This is a genomic window from Streptomyces inhibens (genome assembly GCF_022221585.1).
Lineage (GTDB): Bacteria > Actinomycetota > Actinomycetes > Streptomycetales > Streptomycetaceae > Streptomyces > Streptomyces inhibens.
Window position 1 is genome coordinate 5,696,994 of sequence record NZ_CP084681.1, and the last position, 21,436, is coordinate 5,718,429.

The 21,436-nt window shown below is 69.9% G+C and carries 22 protein-coding genes and 2 pseudogenes; 13 read left to right on the forward strand and 11 right to left on the reverse strand.

The window, feature by feature from the left end; translation table 11 throughout:
* Nucleotides 1-36: 36 nt before the first annotated feature.
* Nucleotides 37-906: a DUF3109 family protein gene (locus tag KI385_RS25975; RefSeq protein WP_238574583.1), complete on the reverse strand. Its 870-nt coding sequence runs from the start codon at nucleotides 904-906 to the stop codon at nucleotides 37-39.
* Nucleotides 907-981: 75 nt separating this feature from the next.
* On the opposite strand from KI385_RS25975, the gene KI385_RS25980 reads away from it, so the two are divergent.
* From KI385_RS25980 to ilvD, 6 genes are all read left to right on the forward strand, one after another.
* Nucleotides 982-1,908: a Ppx/GppA family phosphatase gene (locus KI385_RS25980; RefSeq protein ID WP_238574584.1), complete on the forward strand. Its 927-nt coding sequence runs from the start codon at nucleotides 982-984 to the stop codon at nucleotides 1,906-1,908.
* A 215-nt stretch (nucleotides 1,909-2,123) separates the two neighbouring features.
* Nucleotides 2,124-2,948, forward strand: coding sequence for a sugar phosphate isomerase/epimerase family protein (locus KI385_RS25985; RefSeq protein WP_238574585.1), 825 nt, complete (start codon nucleotides 2,124-2,126; stop codon nucleotides 2,946-2,948).
* On the forward strand, nucleotides 2,945-3,580 hold the full coding sequence (locus KI385_RS25990) for a TetR/AcrR family transcriptional regulator (RefSeq protein ID WP_238574586.1): 636 nt from the start codon (nucleotides 2,945-2,947) through the stop codon (nucleotides 3,578-3,580). Before KI385_RS25985 ends, KI385_RS25990 begins: the two co-directional genes overlap by 4 nt.
* Before the next feature lie 194 nt (nucleotides 3,581-3,774).
* Nucleotides 3,775-4,572: a MerR family transcriptional regulator gene (locus KI385_RS25995; protein WP_238574587.1), complete on the forward strand. Its 798-nt coding sequence runs from the start codon at nucleotides 3,775-3,777 to the stop codon at nucleotides 4,570-4,572.
* Nucleotides 4,569-5,177, forward strand: a complete 609-nt coding sequence (locus tag KI385_RS26000) for a GyrI-like domain-containing protein (RefSeq protein WP_238574588.1) — start codon at nucleotides 4,569-4,571, stop codon at nucleotides 5,175-5,177. Before KI385_RS25995 ends, KI385_RS26000 begins: the two co-directional genes overlap by 4 nt.
* Nucleotides 5,178-5,391: 214 nt before the next feature.
* Entirely contained in the window at nucleotides 5,392-7,242 is a 1,851-nt protein-coding gene (gene ilvD / locus KI385_RS26005; protein WP_238574589.1) for a dihydroxy-acid dehydratase, read from the forward strand.
* Nucleotides 7,243-7,591: 349 nt separating this feature from the next.
* Here ilvD and KI385_RS26010 read toward each other — a convergent pair whose 3' ends face one another.
* Both KI385_RS26010 and KI385_RS26015 read right to left on the reverse strand, forming a co-directional pair.
* Nucleotides 7,592-7,999 (reverse strand): hypothetical protein, encoded by a 408-nt coding sequence (locus tag KI385_RS26010; protein ID WP_238574590.1) that lies wholly within the window; start codon nucleotides 7,997-7,999, stop codon nucleotides 7,592-7,594.
* 320 nt (nucleotides 8,000-8,319) lie between these two features.
* Nucleotides 8,320-9,549 (reverse strand): serine hydrolase domain-containing protein, encoded by a 1,230-nt coding sequence (locus KI385_RS26015; RefSeq protein ID WP_238577840.1) that lies wholly within the window; start codon nucleotides 9,547-9,549, stop codon nucleotides 8,320-8,322.
* A 265-nt stretch (nucleotides 9,550-9,814) separates the two neighbouring features.
* On the opposite strand from KI385_RS26015, the gene KI385_RS26020 reads away from it, so the two are divergent.
* Nucleotides 9,815-10,540 (forward strand): GbsR/MarR family transcriptional regulator, encoded by a 726-nt coding sequence (locus tag KI385_RS26020; RefSeq protein WP_238574591.1) that lies wholly within the window; start codon nucleotides 9,815-9,817, stop codon nucleotides 10,538-10,540.
* Nucleotides 10,541-10,638: 98 nt separating this feature from the next.
* Here the strand turns inward: KI385_RS26020 and KI385_RS26025 are convergent, their stop codons facing one another.
* Nucleotides 10,639-10,929: a DUF397 domain-containing protein gene (locus tag KI385_RS26025; protein ID WP_238574592.1), complete on the reverse strand. Its 291-nt coding sequence runs from the start codon at nucleotides 10,927-10,929 to the stop codon at nucleotides 10,639-10,641.
* Between the two features lie 23 nt (nucleotides 10,930-10,952).
* On the opposite strand from KI385_RS26025, the pseudogene KI385_RS26030 reads away from it, so the two are divergent.
* A pseudogene (locus KI385_RS26030) lies at nucleotides 10,953-11,387 on the forward strand (hypothetical protein); the annotation flags it as partial.
* Between the two features lie 70 nt (nucleotides 11,388-11,457).
* Here the strand turns inward: KI385_RS26030 and KI385_RS26035 are convergent.
* The 6 genes and pseudogenes from KI385_RS26035 to KI385_RS26055 all read right to left on the reverse strand — a co-directional run bounded on the left by KI385_RS26035 (nucleotide 11,458) and on the right by KI385_RS26055 (nucleotide 15,526).
* On the reverse strand, nucleotides 11,458-12,018 hold the full coding sequence (locus KI385_RS26035) for a hypothetical protein (RefSeq protein ID WP_238574593.1): 561 nt from the start codon (nucleotides 12,016-12,018) through the stop codon (nucleotides 11,458-11,460).
* A gap of 10 nt (nucleotides 12,019-12,028) precedes the next feature.
* Entirely contained in the window at nucleotides 12,029-13,624 is a 1,596-nt protein-coding gene (locus tag KI385_RS26040; RefSeq protein ID WP_238574594.1) for an alpha/beta hydrolase, read from the reverse strand.
* Nucleotides 13,625-13,627: 3 nt separating this feature from the next.
* Complete coding sequence (locus KI385_RS26045) at nucleotides 13,628-14,206, reverse strand: hypothetical protein (RefSeq protein WP_238574595.1); 579 nt, start codon at nucleotides 14,204-14,206, stop codon at nucleotides 13,628-13,630.
* Between the two features lie 127 nt (nucleotides 14,207-14,333).
* Nucleotides 14,334-14,609, reverse strand: a complete 276-nt coding sequence (locus KI385_RS26050; protein ID WP_425357096.1) for a DUF397 domain-containing protein — start codon at nucleotides 14,607-14,609, stop codon at nucleotides 14,334-14,336.
* A 12-nt stretch (nucleotides 14,610-14,621) separates the two neighbouring features.
* Nucleotides 14,622-14,702 (reverse strand): annotated as a pseudogene (locus tag KI385_RS44645) (DUF397 domain-containing protein); the annotation flags it as partial.
* Entirely contained in the window at nucleotides 14,684-15,526 is an 843-nt protein-coding gene (locus KI385_RS26055; RefSeq protein WP_238574597.1) for a helix-turn-helix domain-containing protein, read from the reverse strand. The pseudogene KI385_RS44645 and the gene KI385_RS26055, both read right to left, overlap by 19 nt.
* Before the next feature lie 169 nt (nucleotides 15,527-15,695).
* On the opposite strand from KI385_RS26055, the gene KI385_RS26060 reads away from it, so the two are divergent.
* Together KI385_RS26060 and KI385_RS26065 are read left to right on the forward strand one after the other, a co-directional pair.
* Complete coding sequence (locus KI385_RS26060) at nucleotides 15,696-15,923, forward strand: hypothetical protein (RefSeq protein WP_238574598.1); 228 nt, start codon at nucleotides 15,696-15,698, stop codon at nucleotides 15,921-15,923.
* Nucleotides 15,920-16,210 carry a hypothetical protein gene (locus KI385_RS26065; protein ID WP_238574599.1) on the forward strand — a complete coding sequence of 97 codons (291 nt, stop codon included), beginning with the start codon at nucleotides 15,920-15,922 and terminating at the stop codon, nucleotides 16,208-16,210. Before KI385_RS26060 ends, KI385_RS26065 begins: the two co-directional genes overlap by 4 nt.
* A 153-nt stretch (nucleotides 16,211-16,363) precedes the next feature.
* Here KI385_RS26065 and KI385_RS26070 read toward each other — a convergent pair whose 3' ends face one another.
* A complete protein-coding gene (locus KI385_RS26070) occupies nucleotides 16,364-18,586 on the reverse strand; it encodes a protein kinase domain-containing protein (RefSeq protein WP_238574600.1) in 2,223 nt (740 codons plus the stop codon).
* 144 nt (nucleotides 18,587-18,730) lie between these two features.
* On the opposite strand from KI385_RS26070, the gene KI385_RS26075 reads away from it, so the two are divergent.
* The 3 genes from KI385_RS26075 (at nucleotide 18,731) to KI385_RS26085 (ending at nucleotide 21,377) form a co-directional block, all read left to right on the forward strand.
* The gene (locus KI385_RS26075; protein ID WP_238574601.1) at nucleotides 18,731-19,048 is read left to right on the forward strand and encodes a peptidase; all 318 of its coding nucleotides are present in this window, start codon (nucleotides 18,731-18,733) and stop codon (nucleotides 19,046-19,048) included.
* A 55-nt stretch (nucleotides 19,049-19,103) separates the two neighbouring features.
* A complete protein-coding gene (locus KI385_RS26080; protein ID WP_238574602.1) occupies nucleotides 19,104-19,640 on the forward strand; it encodes a hypothetical protein in 537 nt (178 codons plus the stop codon).
* A gap of 216 nt (nucleotides 19,641-19,856) precedes the next feature.
* Nucleotides 19,857-21,377, forward strand: coding sequence for a YncE family protein (locus KI385_RS26085; RefSeq protein ID WP_238574603.1), 1,521 nt, complete (start codon nucleotides 19,857-19,859; stop codon nucleotides 21,375-21,377).
* The last annotated feature ends 59 nt before the right edge of the window (nucleotides 21,378-21,436 follow it).

Consider the following 21,436-nt stretch of genomic DNA (forward strand, 5'->3'; position numbering starts at 1 on the left):
CCTGCGGAGGCGGCCCCGGCGCGCGTGCCTCTGCCGCTACTTCTGCTTCGGCTTCTGCGGCGGCTTCGGGTCCGCCGGATGCGGCGCCATCGGCAGCGTCGCCGCCAGCCGCTCCTCGCACAGCTCGGCGAGCTTGGCGTAGCCCTTCTTGCCCATCAGCTCGGTCAGCTCCGGCTTGTACGAGACGTAGACGGGCTCGCCCGCGCCGTGTGCCGAGGTCGCGGACGTGCACCACCAGTGCAGGTCGTGGCCGCCCGGGCCCCAGCCGCGCCGGTCGTACTCGCCGATCGTCACCTGGAGCACCTGGGTGTCGTCCGGCCGGTCGATCCAGTCGTACGTGCGCCGGATCGGCAGCTGCCAGCAGACGTCCGGCTTGGTCTCCAGCGGCTCGCGGCCCTCGCGCAGCGCCAGGATGTGCAGCGAGCAGCCCGCGCCGGCCGGGAAGCCGGGGCGGTTCTGGAAGATGCACGAGCCGTCCCAGCGGCGGGTCTGCCGCTCACCGTCCTCGTCCACCTCGACCCAGCCGGTCTCGGTGCCCACGTCGTGGAACTGCCACAGGTCGGGCGTGAGCCGCGCCACATGCCCGGCCACCCGCTTCTCGTCGTCATCGTCCGAGAAGTGCGCGCCGAGCGTGCAGCAGCCGTCGTCCGCCCGGCCGGCCTGGATGCCCTGGCAGCCGCTGCCGAAGATGCAGGTCCAGCGGGAGGTCAGCCAGGTCAGGTCACAGCGGAAGAGCTGCTCGTCGTCGGCCGGGTCGGGGAACGTGACCCAGGCGCGGGCGAAGTCGAGGCCGACCTCGTCGGCCGGGGCCCCGCGCCGGGACTGCGCCCCTTCAGCCACCTGGGTGCGACGCTTTTCTTCCTTCTTGAGCGCTTTTTCGTGCTTCGCCTTTTTCGTCTTTGCCACAGGACCAGCCTACGGCGAGCGGCGGGACGCACCGCGCCGACAAGAGTGGGCGGCGCGCGCAGTAGGTTTCCCCGTATGAGACTCGGTGTCCTCGATGTGGGTTCGAATACGGTCCATCTGCTGGTGGTGGACGCACACCCGGGCGCACGCCCGCTGCCCGCCTATTCGCACAAGGCGGAGCTGCGCCTTGCCGAACTCCTCGACGAGGACGGCGCCATAAGCGATGCCGGGGTGGAGCGGCTGGTGGCCACCGTCCTGGAGGCGTTGCAGGTGGCCGAGGACAAGGGCGTCGAGAGCGTGCTGCCGTTCGCCACCTCCGCGGTCCGCGAGGCCTCCAACGGCGAGGACGTCCTGCGCCGGGTCGCCCTGGAGACCGGCGTCGAGCTCCAGGTGCTCTCCGGCGAGGACGAGGCGCGGCTCACCTTCCTCGCCGCCCGCCGGTGGCTGGGCTGGTCCGCCGGCCGGCTGCTGGTGGTCGACATCGGCGGCGGCTCGCTGGAGATCGCCTACGGCCTCGACGAGGACCCGGACGTGGCGGTCTCGCTGCCGCTGGGCGCCGGCCGGCTGACCGCGGCCGATCTGCCGGGCGACCCGCCGGACCCCGACGACGTACGGAACCTGCGCCGCCGCGTACGGGCCGAGATCGCCCGGGTGGTGAGCGAATTCCGCCGCTACGGCACGCCCGACCGGATCGTCGCCACGTCCAAGACCTTCAAGCAGCTGGCCCGGATCGCGGGCGCGGCGCGCTCGGCCGAGGGGCTGTACGTCCAGCGTGAGCTGACCCACAAGAAGCTGGAGGAGTGGGTGCCGCGGCTGGCCGGGATGACCGTGCAGGAGCGCGCCGCGCTGCCCGGCGTGTCCGAGGGGCGTGCACGGCAGCTGCTCGCCGGGGCGCTGGTCGCCGAGGCCTCGATGGACCTGTTCGGGGTCGAGACGCTGGACATCTGCCCGTGGGCGCTGCGTGAGGGCGTCATTCTGCGGCGACTGGATCACCTGCCGTAATTCCGCGACGGGCTGGATCACCTGCCGTAAGGACACCCGCGTCCGCCCGGCCTTCGTGAGACTCGTCACGCCTCCCGGATGCCCGCGCCACCCCCGTACCCCCTGTCCCGCCCTCCTCACGGCTCTCACGGAGCGGAGGGCCCCCCGCCGACAGGGGGCGGTGGGTGTCCGGACCTCCTGCCCTGTGCCCCATCCCGGCCCGTACGCTGTCCCTCGTGACAGAGCCAGTGGTGCGCATCCCGGATGCGAAGGTCGCCCTGTCCACGGCCTCGGTGTATCCGGAGTCGACGGCGACGGCCTTCGAGATCGCCGCGCGCCTGGGCTACGACGGCGTCGAGGTCATGGTGTGGACCGACCCGGTCAGCCAGGACATCGACGCGCTGCGCCGGCTCTCCGACTACCACGGTGTGCCGGTCCTGGCCGTGCACGCGCCCTGTCTGCTGATCACCCAGCGGGTGTGGTCCACCGACCCGTGGGTCAAGCTGCAGCGCGCCCGCAACGCCGCGGAGAAGCTGGGCGCCTCCACGGTGGTCGTGCACCCGCCGTTCCGCTGGCAGCGCAGCTATGCGCGGGAATTCGTCCGCGGGGTGTGGCGGATGGAGCACGAGACGGAGGTGAAGTTCGCCGTCGAGAACATGTACCCGTGGCGCTACCGGGACCGCGAGATGCTGGCGTACGCCCCGGACTGGGACCCCACCAACGACGACTACCGGCACTTCACCGTCGATCTGTCGCACACCTCCACCGCGCGCAACGACGCGCTGGAGATGGTGGAGCGGATGGGCGACCGGCTGGCGCATGTGCACCTCGCCGACGGCAACGGCTCCGCCAAGGACGAGCACCTGGTGCCGGGCCGCGGCAGCCAGCCCTGCGCCGAGGTGCTGGAGCGGCTGGCCGCCACCGGCTTCGACGGACATGTGGTCGTCGAGGTCAACACCCGCCGGGCGATGTCCGCCGCCGAACGCGAGGCCGACCTGGCCGAGGCGCTGGCCTTCACCCGGCTGCATCTGGCCTCGCCCACCTGGGTGCCGGGGTCGTGAGCGGGGAGCCTTCAAAGGAGCCCGCCAAGCCGGCCCGGCGCCGCGGCCGCCCGGCCCGCGCCGAGGCCGCCGAAGGGCCCGGCGCCCGCGAGCGGATCCTCGCCGCGGCCCGTACGGAATTCGCCGAGCGCGGCTACGACAAGACCTCGGTACGCGGTATCGCCAAGGCGGCCGGGGTGGACGCGGCCCTGGTGCACCACTACTTCGGCACCAAGGAGCAGGTCTTCGCGGCGGCCATCGAGCTGTCCTTCGCGCCCGCGCTGACCATGCCGGACGCGATCGCGGGCGGTGGCGAAGCCGGGGCGGGCGAGCGGATGGCCCGCTTCATGTTCGGCGTCTGGGAGAACCCGGTCAGCCGTCAGCCGCTGCTGGCGATCATGCGCTCGGCGCTGACCAACGAGACCGCGGCGGCCGTACTGCGCGGCCTGGTCGAGCGCCGCCTGCTCCAGCGGGTGGCGGGCGAACTGCACGTACCCGACCCGGAGTTCCGGGCCCAGCTGGCCGCGAGCCATCTGATCGGGATCGCCATGCTCCGTTACGTCATCAAGATGGAGCCGATGGCGTCCGCGGATCTGGAAGAGATCGTCGCGATGGTGGCGCCGACGCTTCAGCGGTATCTGACCCAGGCCTGACACTCCGGGACGTGGGCGGGCCGGACCCTCCCACGGGCTGGGCCCTCCCACCGGCTGGACCCCCCCACCGGCTGGACCCTCCCACTGACTGGACTCTCCCACGGGCTGGACTCTCCCACGGGCTGGACTCTCCCACGGGCTGGACTCTCCCACGGGCTGGACTCTCCCCCTGACGGAGACACCATGCTGGCCCCGTGAACGACGAACGCCTCCTGTCCATCGGCCAGTTCGCCCGTCTGGCGCGGCTCAGCGTCAAACAACTGCGCCACTACGCCGACCTCGGCCTGCTGCCGCCCGCCCGGGTGGACCCCGGCACCGGATACCGCTCCTGCCGCGCGGACCAGGCGCGGGACGCCTTGTCCATCGGCCTGCTGCGCTCGCTGGATGTGCCGCTGGCCGCCATCGGGGAGGTGCTCCGCGGGCCGGACGCCGCCCGTGTCCTGGCCGAGGTACGCGACCGGCTCGACGACGAGCTGGCCCGGCGCCGCCAGACCCTCGCCGCACTGGAGCAGGTGCTGGCAAAGGGGCTGCCCAGCGCCGAGGTCACCCTCCGGCACGAGGAACCCCAGCGGGTGGCCGTGCTCCGGGACACGGCGCGTTCGCCGCAGGACATCGGCCGGGTCACCGGGGGGTGCGTGGCCGGGCTGCTGCCCCTGCTGGAGCACGACCGGGCCGTCCGGCTGACCGGGCTGTTCCCCGTCGAACTGGACGGCCACATCCCCGTCACCATCGCCGCCGCGCTGCCCGACGGACGTCCCGTACCGGCGGGGGCCACCGGGGATCTGCTGCCCGGCGGCCTGTTCGCCTGCGCGACCCATACCGGCCCCTATGGCCACATCGCGTTGACCGCCCATGCCCTGCTGGCCTGGTGCGCCGAGCGTGGCCACCGCCTCACCGGGCCCTTCCGGGAGGTCTATCTCAACGATCCCGCCACCACGCCACCCGAACGACTGCTCACCGAGCTGCTGATCCCCTTGGAGGAGACACCGTGAACGAGACCGTGAACGAGACCGCGAAAGACAGCGCGAAAGGCACCGTGAACGACACCGCGCACCCCTGGTACACCGCCGCCGACGAGCCCGAACTGGCGGAATTCGGGCCGGTCCGCGGCCTGGGCGTGACCGGGCAGGGCGCACCGGACGGCGACGAGTACGGCGTCTGCGTCCAGGCCCTGTATGTCGTCGCGGGCGCGCTGCCGGTGCCCCATGCGGCGCCGCTGGAAGGGCGCTGGTGGGTCGAGGACCCGCGTCCGCCGCTGGACGTGCCGCGCGCGCAGTGGCGCTGGCACCTGTTCCTGCGCCTGCCCGACGATCTGGACCCGGCCCTGGCCGACCGGGCACGCGAGACCGCCCGGCCGTCGGGCGCCGCGGTCGACCGGGTGCAGCTGGTCACCTTCACCGAGGGCCGGTGCGTACAGATGACCCACCACGGCGCCTACGCCGACGAGCCCGCCTCTCTGGCACGCATGGACGCGTACATGACGGAGCTGGGCCTGGTGCGCGCCGGTCTGCACCATGAGATCTACCTCTCCGACGTGCGCGAGAGCGATCCGGCGAAGATGCGCACCATCCTGCGGCACCCTGTCCGCCCTGCGTGACGGCCGCTACGGACAGTACCGACGCTGCCGGTGCCGTCCGTACCCCGTGCTGTCCGTACTCCGGTCAGCCATCTCACATTCCGGCGCCAGTGTCCGGATCTTGGATCAAGAGCGTAATCTCGGCTTCAGCTGCTCTATGACGCCACCCGGTACGTGGCAGGTTCACCTACCGTGACCGGCGGTCGTACGTACGAACCCCGAGGGAGTGACCATCGTGCCCGATCTGAGGTCTCGCACCGTTACCCATGGCCGCAACATGGCGGGCGCCCGCGCCCTTATGCGGGCCTCGGGTGTAGCGAGCGAGGACATCGGTAAGCCGATCATCGCGGTGGCCAACTCCTTCACCGAGTTCGTGCCCGGGCACACCCACCTCGCCCCGGTCGGCCGGATCGTCTCCGACGCCATCCGGGACGCCGGCGCCGTACCGCGCGAGTTCAACACCATCGCGGTCGACGACGGCATCGCCATGGGCCACGGCGGCATGCTCTACTCGCTCCCCTCCCGCGACCTGATCGCGGACTCGGTCGAGTACATGGTCGAGGCGCACTGCGCCGACGCGCTGATCTGTATCTCCAACTGCGACAAGATCACCCCCGGCATGCTGATGGCCGCGATGCGCCTCAACATCCCGGTCGTCTTCGTCTCCGGCGGCCCGATGGAGGCCGGCCAGGCCACCCTCGTGGACGGCACGGTCCGCAAGCTGGACCTGATCAACGCCATCGTCGACTCCGTCAACGACAACGTCTCCGACGAGGACGTCCTCCGCATCGAGGAGAACGCCTGCCCCACCTGCGGTTCCTGCTCCGGCATGTTCACCGCCAACTCGATGAACTGCCTCACCGAGGCCATCGGCCTGTCCCTGCCGGGCAACGGCTCGGTGCTCGCCACCCACACCGCCCGCCGCGCCCTGTACGAGAACGCCGGCCGTACGGTCGTGGAGATCACCAAGCGCTACTACGAGGACGGCGACGAGTCCGTCCTGCCGCGCAACATCGCCACCCACGCCGCCTTCGAGAACGCCATGGCGCTCGACATCGCGATGGGCGGCTCCACCAACACCATCCTGCATCTGCTCGCCGCCGCCCAGGAGGCCGAGCTCGACTACGGCCTCCGGGACATGGACGCGATCTCGCGCCGGGTCCCCTGCCTGGCCAAGGTCGCCCCGAACGTGGCCCCCGGCGGCACGTACTACATGGAGGACGTGCACCGCGCCGGTGGCATCCCCGCCATCCTCGGCGAGCTCTACCGCGGCGGACTGCTCAACGAGGACGTGCACTCCGTCCACTCCACCTCGCTCGCGGAGCACCTCAAGACCTGGGACGTGCGCGGCGGTTCACCGTCCGCCGAGGCCGTCGAGCTGTGGCACGCGGCCCCCGGCTGCAAGCGCTCGGCCACCGCCTTCTCGCAGTCCGAGCGCTGGGAGTCGCTGGACGTGGACGCCGAGGGCGGCTGCATCCGCTCCGTCGAGCACGCCTACTCCAAGGACGGCGGCCTCGCGGTCCTCAAGGGCAACATCGCCGAGGACGGCTGCGTCGTGAAGACCGCGGGCGTCGACGAGTCCATCTGGACCTTCGAGGGCCCGGCCGTGGTCTGCGAATCCCAGGAAGAGGCCGTCGACAAGATCCTCACCAAGCAGGTCAAGGAGGGCGACGTCGTCGTCATCCGCTACGAGGGCCCCAAGGGCGGCCCCGGCATGCAGGAGATGCTCTACCCGACGTCCTTCCTCAAGGGCCGCGGCCTGGGCAAGGCCTGCGCACTGGTCACCGACGGCCGCTTCTCCGGCGGCACGTCCGGCCTCTCCATCGGCCATGCCTCGCCCGAGGCGGCGTCCGGCGGCACCATCGCCCTCGTCGAGGACGGCGACCGGATCCGTATCGACATCCCCAACCGCTCGATCGAACTCCTCGTCGGCGAGGAGGAGTTGGCGGCCCGCCGCGAGGCCCTCGGCGGCGTCTACGCGCCCAAGCAGCGCGAGCGCAAGGTCTCGCAGGCGCTGCGCGCGTACGCGGCGATGGCAACCAGCGCGGACAAGGGCGCGGTGCGCGATGTGAGCAAGCTCGGCTGAGCGGCTCGGTACGGCAGCGGTGCGGCGTCCTCAGGGGCGCCGCACCGCTGCGTTTCCGGCCTGCCCGCCGCTTCCCCCGATAGCGATCGACTCAGCAGGCCGCTCTTCGCCGCCGGGCCGGCCCGGATGCCGGCTACGGTCCGGCCGTGCCGGCGGAGTTCCTGACTGATGAACGGGCCGAGGCGTACGGGAAGTTCGCTGATGGGCCGACCAGACCTGAGCTGGAGCGGTTCCTCTTCCTGGACGACGTCGACCGGGATCCGATCGGCGTCGTGCCGCATGAGCGCCGCAGCTGTGGACAGGATCTCGATCGCGGGGGCCGGCCGGATGGTCCCGGCCCCCCATCCCGTCAAGCGGCGTCGAGGGCTCCGGTGATCTTGCGGGTCATCTCAGCCATGGTGGGGCTGGGCTCGCCCTTGTGGGCCCGGGTGGCTGCTTCGACGGCGACGATGACGATGCTGCGGAAGTTGTCGGCCTCTGCCGGATCCTGCTTCTTGAGCAGGCTCATCGCTGCGGTCAGGGCCGGCAGCACCTGGTCGGCGATTCCGGCTACGGACTTGCTGCTCAGCTTCGCGCCCTTCGTCTTCTCGGCGAGCACATGCCCGACCGGGCCGGTCGCGGAGGCCAGGGCGATGGAGCCGTCGGTGGCGACCTTGTGGGGCGAGCCGGCGGCGTCAGCGGCGGACAGCAGCGAGACGGCGCCGTACGCGGCGGTCCGCAGGGTGAGCTTGTCCTGGTCGGTAAGGGTGATGGACATGGCGGTGTGCTCCTTTGGATCTGTGATGAAAGTCGATCGAACGGGCATGGTGGAATGCGGTCCTGCCGGTGTCCGGGGTATCTCGATTGCTCAGGTCGGGCCGCCCGAGGGGATCGCACCCTCGGGCGGCCCCGGCCCCGGCCCCGGCCCCGGCCCCGGCCCCGGCCCCGGCCTCAGGCAGACAGGGCCAAGACCCGACCCCGGCGGAAACGTCGACGGTTCCGCCCGCCAGAGGGCTGCCCGTCAGGTGTCGTGGGCTGAGGGCGGGCGTACCAGGCGCGGGTGTACCGGGCACGGGTGTACCGGGCGCGGGCTCGGTGTCAGTCGTCGATCGCCTGGTAGAGCGTGGTCCAGAAGTCGTGGATGAGCCGCGCCGAGTCCGGGGTGGACATCCCGACCTGGGTGAGCAGGATTCCGGTGAGCTGGTTGTCCGGGTCGGCGTAGGTCGAGGTGCCGCTTCCGCCGTCCCAGCCGAACTGGCCGACGGGCGCGTAGTCGCCGCGGTAGGTGCGCACCGCCATCCCCATGCCCCAGCCGCCATGCTGCCCTTGGCCGAATGACACATGGACGTTGTTGGTGGCCATGGCGTTGCGGGCGGCGTTCTGCTCGGGCGTGAGGCGGTTGGTGGTCATCAGCTGGACGGCGGGCCGGGACAGGATCCGTTCGCCCCCGTGCATCCCGTGATTCAGCAGCATCCGGAAGTAGGCGTGGTAGTCGTCGACGGTGGAGGAAAGTCCACCGCCGCCGCCCTGGAACGCCGGAGGCTGGCTGTGGCGTCCCCCCTTGGCCTCGTCCCACACGATGAACTCTCCGGTCTGCGGGTCGGGGGCGTAGAGGGGCGGCAGCCGGTCGATCTTGTCGGCGGGCACGTGGAAACCGGTGTCCTTCATGCCCAGGGGGTCGAAGATGCGTTCGCGCAGGAACGTCTCGAACGACTGGCCCGTGACCCTGGCGACGAGCACGCCGAGCAGATCGTGGCTGATGTGGTACTGCCAGCGCTCTCCGGGCTGGTACATCAGTGGAAGCGTGCCCAGGCGGCGCATCCACTCATCCGGCTCGGGCATCGGCTCCGGCAGATCGGGCGTGAGCCCCTGCTCGAAGACCGCGCCCATGATCGGAGTGCCCAGCGACGTCATATCCATGCCGAGCCCGAACGTGGAGGTCAGCAGGTCCCGTACGGTGATCGGCCGCTGCGCCGGCACGGTGTCGTCCAGCGGGCCGTCGATCCGCTTCAGCACCCGTCGGTCGGCGAGTTCCGGCAGCCAGGTCTCTACCAGGTCGTCCAGCCGCAGCCTGCACTCGTCGAGCAGGACCATCGCCGCCGCCATCGCGACCGGCTTGGACGTGGACGCCATCCGGAAGATCGTGTCCCGGCGCATCGGCGCGCCACCGTCATGGCGCATCGTCCCGATCGCTTCGACGTGCGTCTCACCGCCCCGGCCGACCAGGGCGACGAGCCCCGGAATCTTCCCGGACTCGACATGCCGTGCCAGCACCTCGCGCAGTCTGCGCAGCCCTGTTTCGGAGAAGCCGCTGTTGCTCTTTCCCATCATGAATCCCCCTGCGTACCGCGCACCAACGTTCAGCAATCGCTGAACGTCTGCGACTGTATATTGCGTTCACTGATTCGTCAAAGGCCAAAGAGGGCTAATTTTGCAGGCTTCACACGGCACATGGTGTTGATATTGCAATGATGATGACGCTGAATGCAATGGGTGATCAGCGTTGGGATTGCAATGGGCTGCGTGTGAACGCATACTTTGCAGGTGCGGGCGCCGAGCTCCGCGCATGTCGGCAGACAGGAGACGAGCACCGATGCCCGGAGGCAGACTCACCAATGAGGAGCGTCAGCACATCGCTGCGGGGCTGGCCGAGGGACTCGGATACACAGAGATCGGCCAGCGTCTGGGGCGGCCCGCCTCGACCATCATGCGAGAGGTCACCCGCAACGGCGGACCCGACGATTACGGGGCGGACCGGGCCCACGAGGCCACACGGCATCGTGCGCGCCGACACAAGCAGGCTCAGCCTCCGGCGCCGCCGGTCCCCGACAGCAGCCATGGGCGTGACCCCCAAGCGGTCCAGGACCTCACGGAGTCCTTCACCACTCTCCTCGAACAGCAGGGGCTGCCCCGGATGATGGCCAGGGTGCTGGTCTGCCTGCTCGTCACCGACTCCGGCACCCTCACCGCCGCTGACCTGGTCCAGCGGCTTCGCGTCAGCCCGGCGTCCATCTCGCACGCCGTCACCTTCCTCGAACAGCAGGGAATGCTCAGGCGGGAACGAGTTCCCGGCGTGCGCCGCGAACGCTATGCCATCGACGACGAGATCTGGCTCCGGTCCACCCTTGCAGCTCTGCAGATGAACGAGGCCCTGGCGGCCGCATCGCAGCGCGCAACCGAGATTCTCGGGGCCGCAACCCCGGCCGGCGCCCGCTTCGAGTCCACCGGCGAATTCCTTCTCCTCGTGAGCGAGTCCCTCCAGAAGGCCATGGAGCAGTGGCGGCAGAGCCGGGCCGCCCGGAGCGCCGGGCGACAGTAATGATCTCTCGTTGCTCCCCAAAGGCCCGGGCCCCTCACAGCCTTTGGCCGAGGCCCCCGTCGCGGACGACGGGGGCCTGGTTCTTGGGGCGCGGGGCGTCAGGCGCCGGGCAGCTGCCCGCCCTGTACGGCGGTGACGAAGGCCGACCAGGCCGAGGCTTCGAAGAGGAGGGTCGGGCCGTGGGGGTCCTTGCTGTCGCGTACGGGGACGACGGCGGGGAAGTCGTCGGAGACCTCGATGCAGGCGCCGCCGTCCTGGTTGCTGTATGAGCTCTTGCGCCATGCGGCAGCGCTCAGGAGGTCGTCGGAGACCTCGATGCACTGGCCGCCGTCCGGGTTGCTGTACGTGCTCTTGCGCCAGGTGATGTTGCTCAGGTCGATGGCTCGCACGGTACTTCCTCCAACATCCGCATGCGGAGCACCTCAAGACCTGGGACGTGCGCGGCGGTTCGCCCTCCGCCGAGGCTGTCGAGCTGTGGCACGCGGCCCCCGGCTGCAAGCGCTCGGCCACCGCCTTCTCGCAGTCCGAGCGCTGGGAGTCGCTCGACGTGGACGCCGAGGGCGGCTGCATCCGCTCCGTCGAGCACGCCTACTCCAAGGACGGCGGCCTCGCGGTCCTCAAGGGCAACATCGTCGAGGACGGCGACCGGATCCGCATCGACATCCCCAACCGCTCGATCGAACTCCTCGTCGGCGAGGAGGAGTTGGCGGCCCGCCGCGAGGCCCTCGGCGGCGTCTACGCGCCCAAGCAGCGCGAGCGCAAGGTCTCGCAGGCGCTGCGCGCGTACGCGGCGATGGCAACCAGCGCGGACAAGGGCGCGGTGTGCGATGTGAGCAAGCTCGGCTGAGCTGTACCGACGGCAGTGAGAAAGGCCCCCGTCATGCGACGGGGGCCTTTCTCTGCTCGTTTACCTTTACTCAGAATTTCTGCTGTTTGGCCCCTGGGGGCAGGAAGCAGGGGGTGCTGACGGACAGGCGGAGGGTGTTGGGGGGTTTGGCGGTGTCGGCGATGAGAGAGAACTCCTCTTTCTCGTGGTAACCGTCGAGAATGACCTCGTGGGACTGCGGGCTTTCTTGGTACGAGGAGACGTCCACGCCCCCCTGCTGCTTGAGCGCCGCCCGGAGTTTGCGGACCGCTGGAATGTGCTCTTCCCGCGGGAGGCTGGCGTACACGGTGTAGGTCAGGGTGTACCGGCCGTCGTCCGCCACCTCGTCATTCTCGCCGATGCAGTCCTCAAAATCCGTGAAAGGGCCGTATTTATTGCCCACCTTGACACCGGCGTAATGCGCCATGGTTGAGGTGTAGTGCTTAGCCCAGGCCAAAGAGTCCTCGCGGCTCTTGCGCGGTAGTGCCTCGTTGCGGTCGTTGGATTGGTGAGACATGCAGGCTCCGGTGGAAAGGATGACCGAGGCGGCCAATACGATCAGGCGGGTTCGCCTCAAAAGCTTGGTCGTTGCCTCGGAGCGATATTTCGCCAAGGGACTGTCCTTATAGGTCGACGGGCGTAGGCGGCGCCTCATCAGGCTTACGACCTGCAATGATCCGTCCCTGATTGGCGAGGCTTTCGCTTTTGTCTTTCCAGTAGCCGCTGTGTCCATGGGTGTCGGTGACGAACCGGGTGCCGCCGAAGTCTGCGGTGTTGGGGTCGGGTCCGAGCGTCATATCCTGCGCGTTGCTGATGAAGTCGTCGTCGGCGATTCCCGTGTAGAAGTGGTCTGCGCCGACATGGAGATCGGATGCGTGGGCCACTGTCTCCCCCGGGCTCCCGACGACGGCGATGCTGTCGGCGTCGAGGCCCTTGCCGCCGGCGTCCGCGTCGCCGACCACCGTGGCGCCATAGCTGTGCCCCAGCACTGTCATGTGCGCACGGTCCGCCCCCTCATGCGAGGCGCGCAGGCCGTGGGTGAAATTCCGCAGGTCCGGAGCCGCGTCGTCGGCCCGGGTGGTGCCGGCGACGGCGAGATTCGGGGCATCGTCACTGGGAATTTCCGGAGCGTCGTAACCGAGCCAGTAGACCATCGAGGTGTTCGCCGACGGATCGGCCCGCTCGGCCGACCTCTGCAGTTTTTCGATCCGCGACAGCTGGCCGCCGGTCGAGTCCATGTCCGTTGCGGTGCCCGGTACTTGCACACCGACATTGTCCGCGGTGTCCGGATTCCCCATCGCGATGACGGCCTTACCGTCCTCGGCGCCGTTGAAATCCAGGAGGTAGAGCTTCTTGTTTCCCGTTGTGCCGTCACGCTTGTCGAGTTCGGCCTTCAGGACCTCAAGGTTGTGACGGTGTTCCGGGATGCCGGGGACGCCCTGGTCGCTGCCACTGACGTAGTTGAGGTTCTGGTCCAGCGCGAGCCGGTTCGCATCGTCGCGGACGGTGCTGGGAAGGCCGTTCGTCTTGCCGATCTGCTCCGGGTACATGGTGGCGTACTCCTGGCGCGACGCTTCGTCCAGGCCCTTCCACCAGGCGGCGGCGTCCTTGGGGTCCTTGGGGATCTGCGGCCCCTTCACGCCCAGGTCCTTCATGGCCTGCTGGGTGTCGGCCGCGGACTCGGCGGCCATGTGTTTGTTGGTGCGGTCCAGGATCTCGCCACGGAGTTCCGACAGCGCTTGGTGGCCGTCGGCGCTAGCCTTCCGGGCGTCCTTGACCGCGGTGTCGATCTCCTCCTGGAAATGCTTCATCCGGTCCAGCTTGCTCTGCGCTTCGTCCGGCGACTCATCCACTTCGCAGGAAGCCTCTCCCACGGAGCCGGAGTCGTCGACGACAAAGCCCTCGGACTCCGCGCTCCGCACGGCGTTGCGTAAGTCTGTCTGTGCCTGCTCCATACGGAATCGAACCGTGTCGATCGCCTTCGAGATGGTCATCGACTCGGTGCGGACCACATTGATGCGCATCTCGATGTCCTCAAGGAACGACAGGGCGGCCTTGGCGTCGTCCCCTTCCCAGGAGGCGTGCAGCGGACCGGTCACCTTCGTACGGTGCTGGTCGAACGCGCCGTCCATGTCCCGCGAAACCCGCTGCCAGGAGTCGGCGGCGGCCGTCATGTCCGCGAAGTCCTGCTTCAGCAGACGTGCGTAGTCGGAAGCCATGACTCATCCAAAGGGGTTGCCGTCGATGTGCCGGGGAGTGGCGCCCCGGCCAGGTTCCGTGAGGGCCTCGCCCGGGTCGTACACGGGCATCGCAGGCCTGGCGCGCAGCATGTCGTCCGTGCTCGGCGACGGCGTGCCGGGTGGCGGCGGCTGGTACTCGCCGACGGCCTCGCGTACCGGGTCGGTGCCGGGCGCACCGGTGTGCGGCAGTCCGGCGTACCCCGTGGAGTCGGGCCCGCCCCCATAGGCGGGGGCCGACGCGATCACGCCCACACCGTCCCCGTTGAAGTCCTCGAAGTTCTGATCAACCATGTCCTCGTTCCACCCATGGTTGTCGGCGGTTTCGCGGAGGTTGCCGGCGCCCTGCAACAGGCGTTTGTGCAGGCCGTCGAGAGCAGGCTTCCAGGTCTCACTGATCATGTGCAGCGCCGGGGCAACGGTCCACCCCTTGGCGGAATCCGCAGCCGTGCCGGTCTCGGATATGGCCTTGTCGCTGGGTTTCTTGATGTCGTCGGCGATACCGCTCTGGGCGTGCGCCGACGCGCGTAATTCGCCGGGCTGGACCGACATTTTGCTGGACATCGAACGTTTCCTCCCCGTAAGTCTGCGCGAAACGTTATCAAGCGGTCTTACTACGGGGCGGCCTCACCACGGCAGCGGCCCCCGTCGTATGCGACGGGGGCCGTCCTGTGATGCGCCTGTCCGGACGTCAGATGCCGGACAGCGCTCCACCCTTCACGGCGGTGACGAACGACGACCAGGCCGCCGCATCGAAGGTGAGCGCGGGGCCGTGGGGGTGCTTGCTGTCGCGTACGGGGACGACGGCGGGGAAGTCGTCGGAGACCTCGATGCAGGCGCCGCCGTCCTGGTTGCTGTATGAGCTCTTGCGCCATGCGGCAGCGCTCAGGAGGTCGTCGGAGACCTCGATGCACTGACCGCCGTCGGAGTTGCTGTAGCTGGACTTGCGCCAGGTGACGGCGGTCAGGAGGTCGTCGGAAACTTCAATGCACTCGCCGCCGTCCTGGTTGCTGTATGAGCTCTTGCGCCAGGTGAGGGCGCTCAGGTCGATGACTCGCACGAGACTTCCTCCAACATCAGCCTGATGAACTTCCGTGATTCAACCGGGGATAGGGCTAAGTCACGGACCAGATCGTAGCTGAGCTGAAGTCGTTCGGTTGCTGCCGTTTCCTCGACAAGTTCGCCCGAATATCCGGTCTCCACCCATGCCACGGTGCGTCCGTCCGGGAGTCGTAGGAACGTGGTGTCGGTGTTCGACAGGGCATGGAGTCCGACTGCGTGGCGAACGACCTGAACCATGACGTTCGGTCGCTCGCCCATGTCCAGGAGGAGTTCAAGCTGCTTCCGCCACTCCGCAGCATCTTCCAACGGTGTGCGTAGCACAGCCTCGGAAAGGATCGTGCGGAACCGTGGCGTGTCATCACCTTCCAGCAGTATCCGACGTCCTTTGCGTGCTTCGACCTGCCGCGTCAGTTGTTCGCCACTGAGGCCACCGGCCGATAGCAGTTCGTGTGCGTAACTCGCCGTCTGGAGCAGCCCGTGAATAGTGCTGACCCCGTAGTGCCACATGCTCAACGCTTCCGCTTCGAGCGTCATGTACCGCCGGTACCGCTCGCGGAACTGCGTGGGATCCCCCGCCGCCAACTCCCAAAGCGTCAGCAGCAGCCCAGGCGTCCCGTAATGCTGGTCCAGCGCCTGTACCACCTCCGGGCTCCCCAGCGTCTGACCGCTCTCCATCTTGCCGAACAGGGACCAGTCCCAGCCCAGTACCTCGCCCAGCTGCCGCAGGCTGTCGCCCTTCTGCGAGCGCAGTAATCGCAGTTCCTCCACGAACCGTTGGCGCGGCTCCTGACTCCGTCCGGTGACCGCTCGTCTCGGCGGCATGGCGCCCTCCTTTGTGGAAGGTGTGGAACTAACGGTGCGGGGCGGCGAAGTACGGCCCGCAAGCGGCGTTCGCGCCCGTTTCCGGGTCCATTCTCGTAATGACCGGAACACACACGGTAGTTGCGCTCCGGTCCTCCAGACAGGGAAACGGCAGATCGGAGCGGCACCCATGACGACGGACGAACGACCGGCGGCGGCCGACACGAGGGCAGAGGCCGAAGCGGCCTGCGACGAGCTGGCCGCCGCGCTCAAGCGGACGGGCATCGTGCTGCCGTCGCTCGGTGTGGACCCGGTGTCGTACGGCTACGCACAGCCGCGCCCCCTGGTCGAGTTGGGGCGCTGCAACCTTGAGACGACGCACCGGCTCATCGCCGCGCTCAACAGGGCGGCCCGGTGATTGCGGCGCTCATGCGGCTCCTCGCGCTGCTCTTCCCCGCATACGGGAAGCACCGCGCCGCCGCCACGCCGCAACCGTCCCCCGCCCCGGGCCCGCCTCTCTCTCACACTCCGCTGCCGCGGCACAAGAGCCGCTACGCCCACGACGCAGCCGAGCACCGGCCGTTCGTGGACCCGCTGAACTCCGTACGCCCCTACGTGCTCAGCCGGTCCCGTACGCGCCCGGACAACCCGCGGTACCGGGCAACAACGGCAGCACCCCGTTGGGTCCGCTCGGCGGTGGCCTGAGATGCCCGCCCGACAGCCCACGTACATCTCCCCGGCGTGCCACATCGGGGAGCACGCGAGGTGCGACAAGGGCACCATCGAGACGACGACGGTCCCTGGCGTCCGGCGCGAAGGCTGCGCCTGTCCCTGCCACGAGGGCGGCGGGCCCGGCCGTCACCAGCCTGCCGGGTCTTCGGTTGCCGCGGCGAAGACCGTCCCGTTCGGGGCGGCCGCGTAGATCCGGCCCCGGGGGCCGTCCGCCCGCGGAGCCGGCAGCATCTCCAGAAAGCCGTTGCGCCGGCCGGCCGCCAGCTGCGGCGCAGTCTGCCCGAGCAGCCCGCCGGACCGGGCGTCGACCGCGATCAGCCGCCCGTCCGCCGCGCTGAAATACAGCCGGTCGCCGCTCACCACCGGCGCCGAACCCCGGCTGACCGACGTCTCGGTGCTCCACTTCCGCTCGCCGACGGCCTGTAGCGCACCGCCCTCGGCCAGCAGATACACCGTCTCACCGCCCACCACCGCGGCCGCCTGGTTCAACGGTGCGGCCAGCGGCAGCCGCCGGCTGTGCCCGGTGGCCGGGTCGTAGCGGACGACGGCGGTGGTGCGGTACGACAACTCCGGGTCGCCGACGGTGAGATAGAGCGCCCCGGACGTTCCTGTCCCGGCCACGGTGAGTATCCCGGGCAGCTGCCGGGACCAGCGGACCGAGCCGTCGGCCGGATCGATGGCGGTGACCTGGGTGCCCGTCCCGTCGGCGGTGCCCTCGGCCGCATAGGCGGTACCCGCGTCGCCGAACGTGGCGAAGCTCGGGAGCGCATGCCCCGGGAAGCGCTTGTGCCACCGCTGCCGGTGGCTCGCACTGTCCAGCGCGGTGACCGTGCCGTCCCCGGCCGTCAGCAGTACGCGGTCCCCGACGACCCGGGCCCCGCCCTCGTACCCGGAGACGTCCTTGCTCCAACGGGTGGCGCCCTTGCCGTCGGCCGACGGGTCGAGCGCCATCAGCCGCTTGCCGTCGGCGGAGAAGACGTACAGCAGCCCGCCCGACAGCACCGGCGCGGTCGGCGACGAGGCGTCCTTGCCGGCGGAAGCGCCCGTACGCCGCCACGCCACATGGCCGCTGTCCGGATCGAGCCGGGCGGCAAGGACGCCGGGCTGACCGCAGAAGACGGCGTCGGAGCCGGCCGTGCAGTACGGCATCTCCGCGGCGTAGCCCTTGGGACGCTGGAGGAGCGTGGTGCGCCAGGGGTGGAAGTCGGCCTGGCCGGCGCGCGACGGATGCGTCTGCAGCGCCGGGTCCTGACCGTCCTCCCCGCCGGACAGCGCCCGGACGCCGGCGAACGTCCCGGCTCCGGCCACCACCAGGGCGAGGGCGGCCCAGAGCGGCCGGCGGCGGGAGCGCGGGCGGGCGGGGCGAGAGGGGCCGGCGGGGGTCTCGACGGGCGCGGGCGCCCGCACATGCGTCGTCTCGGCCCGCGGCGGCGCGGCCTCGGCCCGTACCGGCTGCCGCTGCTCCGGTATCCGCACCGCCGACGCCGTGCAGCCCTGCGGCACCTCCGTGGGCACCTCCGCCGGCGCATCCGTCCGCAGCAGCTCCATCAGCGCATCCGGCGTCGGCCGGTCCGCCGGATCCTTCGCCAGACAGCTCTCGATCAGCGGCGCCAACTCCTCGGGTACGCCCGCCAGATCGGCATCGTCGTGCACCACCTGGTACGCGACGATGTACGGACTCTCCGAGTCGAACGGCCCGCGCCCGGTGGCGGCATGCACCAGCACCGAACCCAGCGCGAAGACATCCGCCGCGGGCCCCACCTCGCGCGGGCGCTGGAACTGCTCCGGCGCCATGAACGGCGGCGTACCGATCAATTTTCCGGTCTCGGTCCGCATTTCGCTGTCGGAAGGGCGTGAGATCCCGAAGTCGATGACTTTCGCGCCATCGGCGGCCAGCAGCACATTTCCCGGCTTGAGATCGCGGTGCACCACCCCCGCGCGATGGATGTCACGCAGCGCCTCGGCCAGTCCCGCCGCCAGCCGCCGCACCTCGCCGGGCGCCAGCGGGCCGTTCCGCTTCACATGTTCGGAGAGGGTCGGGCCGGGAATGTGCAGGGTCGCCATCCAGGGCCGCTCGGCATCCGGATCGGCGTCCACGACGGGCGCCGTGAAGGCCCCGCTGACCCGCCGCGCGGCCGCCACCTCCTGCCGGAACCGCCCCCGGAATTCCGGGTCCTGGGCGAATTCGGCATGGATGACCTTGACCGCCAGCAGCAGTCCGGAGGACGAACGGGCGAGGTGGACCACGCCCATGCCGCCGGCGCCGAGCCGTGCCTCAAGGCGGTATTGGCCGGCGTATTCCGGATGCTCCGCTTCCGGGCCGACCCCGGAATCGCGCAGCGACGGCATGGTTCCACCCCCGTGTCTTTCCCCTGCCATTCGGTCGCAGGTGCGACGCGCGGAGCCTAGTCGATAGCACGTACGAGATGAATGAGGCTTGCTAGCGTGCGCGTGGCAGAACCGAAACGAACACGATCAACGGGGGAACACGAAATGACCACACAGGACCATCAGGCCTCCCTGGAACCGGCCGGCGACCAGACGCTCGCCGCCACCGGCGGCCTCACCTTCCCGGTCGCGCCCGGCTACCGCGTCAAGGTCCGCAGCGGCCCCGGCACCGACTTCTCGGTCGTCCGCCAGCTCGCGGAGGGCGCACGGATCGAGATCCGTTGCCAGCGGCACGGCCAGCAGGTCAGCGGCCCGTACGGCACCTCGGACATCTGGGACAACATCGCTCCCGGCCAGTACGTCTCCGACACGTATGTCCGGACGGGCAGCAGCGGCATGGTCGCACCGCCCTGCATGGGCTGAGCCGCCGCGCCGCAGACCGCGGTGCCACGGGCCCGCCGCGGGGATAATCGATGCCATGAGCGATGAGCAGACGCCCCCCGGGAGCGCGGAACCCGGAAGCCCGTCCGGCGGCCCGCAGCCGGAGGAGATCCGGTTCTTCGGCACCACCTGGCTCCACCACGACGGCGGCTACGGCCTGCGCCGGGCCGGCGTCGCGGTGGGCTCGCTCGCGCTCGCCGCGGCCGGCGCGGCCGTCCTGCGCTTCGCCTTCCAGGGCCTGGAGATCGCCGCGGTCGGCTCGTTCGTCTCCATCCTCGTCGTCGCCGGCTTCGCCATCTGCAGTGCCCTGGCCTTCCGCCGCACCTGGGACGGCTTCGTGCGGCGCCCCGACGCTTCCGCGCAGAGCGCCGCCGACAAGTCCGCACAGAGCCTGATGCTCATCGGCTTCATCGGCTCGCTGCTCGCCTACTTCTGCCGCAGCCTGATCGAGGCCCCCGGCGAGAAGCTGCACCGCGCCGAGTACGCCGCCGCCCGCGAGCGGTACGAGCGCCGCCGCGGCGCCCGCACCGGCAACCCGGCCGCGAAGAAGCCCAGGCCCAAGAAGCGCCGCTAGTACGGCAAATGCGGTGGGTGTTTCGTCGGCGTGCGGGGCGGGCATCGCAGGGGTGAACGAAACCGACGGGCTGCCCAACCCTCCTCGGGGTGGACAGCCCGCTGTGTTTGACGGCGTGTTCTGCTGCCGTGATGCCCCGGAGAGGATCTGCGGGCCTGTGCCGACGCCCCGGCCGGCCTGGCAGGCCAAGGGTGGCCCCTACTTGAAGGGGTCAGCATGAGTACGAACATTCAGCCGGGGCTGCCGGGGCTGCTTTCGGCCACCGCCCTCCCCGCGACTCGGACGGCAGCGCCGATCAGGCTGCTGGCACTGACGACGATCCTGGTGGGCAGTCAGCCGGTCGCAGTGGCGGTCGCCGCCAATGGCAACGCCTACGTGGCCAACGCGAACTCCAACGATGTGACCGTGATCAACACCGCCACGGACACCGTCCTCGTCCCCAGCCTCCCCGTCGGCACCGGCCCGAACGGGGTGGCGGTCGCCCCCAATGGCAAGGCCTACGTCGTCAACGGTGGCTCGAACGACGTGACGGTGATCGACACCGCCAGCAACACCGTCCTCGTCCCCAGCATCCCCGTCGGCCTCACCCCGGCCAGCGTGGCGGTCGCCCCCATTGGCAACGCCTACGTCACCAACCAGAATTCCAACACCGTGACGGTGATCAGCACCGCCACGGACACCGTCGTGGGCGTGCCCATCCTCGTCGGCGCCGGCCCTGCCGCGGTGGCGGTCGCTCCCAACGGCAACGCCTACGTCGCCAACTCTAGCTCCGGCAACGTGACGGTGATCGACACCGCCAGCAATACCGTCCTCGTCCCCAGCATCCCCGTCGGCGCCGGCCCATTCGGGGTGGCGATCGCCCCCAACGGCAACGCCTATGTGTCCGCCATCGCGTCGAACAACGTGACGGTGATCAACACCACCACCAATACCGTCGTGGGCGCCCCCATCCCCGTCGCCACTCAGCCGACCGGTGTGGCGGTCGCCCCCAACGGCAAGGCCTACGTGGTCAACTTCGGGTCGAACGACGTTGCGGTGATCGACACCGCCACCAACACCGTCGTATGCACCCCCATCCCCGTCGGCTCCCAGCCGTTCGGGGTGGCGGTCGCACCCAACGGCAAGATCTACGTCACCAACCAGACGTCGGACGACGTGAGCGTCATCCCGCCGTTCCCCACGCTGACCAGCATCAGCCCCAACCAGGGGCCCACCACCGGCGGAACTCCGGTGACCCTCACCGGCACCAACCTCACCGGCGCCGCCGTCACCATCGGCGGCAACCCCGCCACCGGCATCAGCGTCAACCCCGCCGGCACCCAGATCACCGCCACCACCCCCGCCGGCGCGCTCGGCCCGGCGACCGTCACCGTCACCACCGACGGCGGCTGCGCCAGCCTGGTGAACGGCTTCACCTACGTCCTCCCCGTCCACGCCACCTCGCTGACCGCCACCCCGGCACTGGCGAAACTGTTCCCGCCGCACGTGTACTTCCCGTTCCTGACCGCCACGCTGAAAGACCTGGTCACCGGCCTGCCCGTGTCCGGCCAGACCATCACGTTCAGCACCGGCAGCCAGGTCCTGGGCACGGCGATCACCAACGCCCAGGGAACCGCCCGGCTGGACGAGACCCTGACCTTTCCCCTGGTCCTCGCCAACGGCGGCTACGACGCGAAGTTCGCGGGCACGGGCACCCTGCTGGCCTCCACCGCCCACGCGGGGGTCATGGCCCCCTAGTACGGCAACCGTGCTTGACATGACGGGATGGCGGCCCGGTTCAGCGCTTCGCGTACCGG

What these genes read in the sequence shown, in the direction of transcription:
- KI385_RS25980 (WP_238574584.1), top strand. Translation starts at nt 982, where the DNA reads ATGAGACTCGGTGTCCTCGATGTGGGTTCGAATACGGTCCATCTGCTG.
- KI385_RS26010 (WP_238574590.1), bottom strand. Translation starts at nt 7,999, where the DNA reads ATGTCCATCACCCTTACCGACCAGGACAAGCTCACCCTGCGGACCGCC.
- KI385_RS26015 (WP_238577840.1), bottom strand. Translation starts at nt 9,549, where the DNA reads ATGGGAAAGAGCAACAGCGGCTTCTCCGAAACAGGGCTGCGCAGACTG.
- KI385_RS26020 (WP_238574591.1), top strand. Translation starts at nt 9,815, where the DNA reads ATGCCCGGAGGCAGACTCACCAATGAGGAGCGTCAGCACATCGCTGCG.
- KI385_RS26040 (WP_238574594.1), bottom strand. Translation starts at nt 13,624, where the DNA reads ATGGCTTCCGACTACGCACGTCTGCTGAAGCAGGACTTCGCGGACATG.
- KI385_RS26045 (WP_238574595.1), bottom strand. Translation starts at nt 14,206, where the DNA reads ATGTCCAGCAAAATGTCGGTCCAGCCCGGCGAATTACGCGCGTCGGCG.
- KI385_RS26055 (WP_238574597.1), bottom strand. Translation starts at nt 15,526, where the DNA reads ATGCCGCCGAGACGAGCGGTCACCGGACGGAGTCAGGAGCCGCGCCAA.
- KI385_RS26060 (WP_238574598.1), top strand. Translation starts at nt 15,696, where the DNA reads ATGACGACGGACGAACGACCGGCGGCGGCCGACACGAGGGCAGAGGCC.
- KI385_RS26070 (WP_238574600.1), bottom strand. Translation starts at nt 18,586, where the DNA reads ATGCCGTCGCTGCGCGATTCCGGGGTCGGCCCGGAAGCGGAGCATCCG.
- KI385_RS26075 (WP_238574601.1), top strand. Translation starts at nt 18,731, where the DNA reads ATGACCACACAGGACCATCAGGCCTCCCTGGAACCGGCCGGCGACCAG.
- KI385_RS26080 (WP_238574602.1), top strand. Translation starts at nt 19,104, where the DNA reads ATGAGCGATGAGCAGACGCCCCCCGGGAGCGCGGAACCCGGAAGCCCG.
- KI385_RS26085 (WP_238574603.1), top strand. Translation starts at nt 19,857, where the DNA reads ATGAGTACGAACATTCAGCCGGGGCTGCCGGGGCTGCTTTCGGCCACC.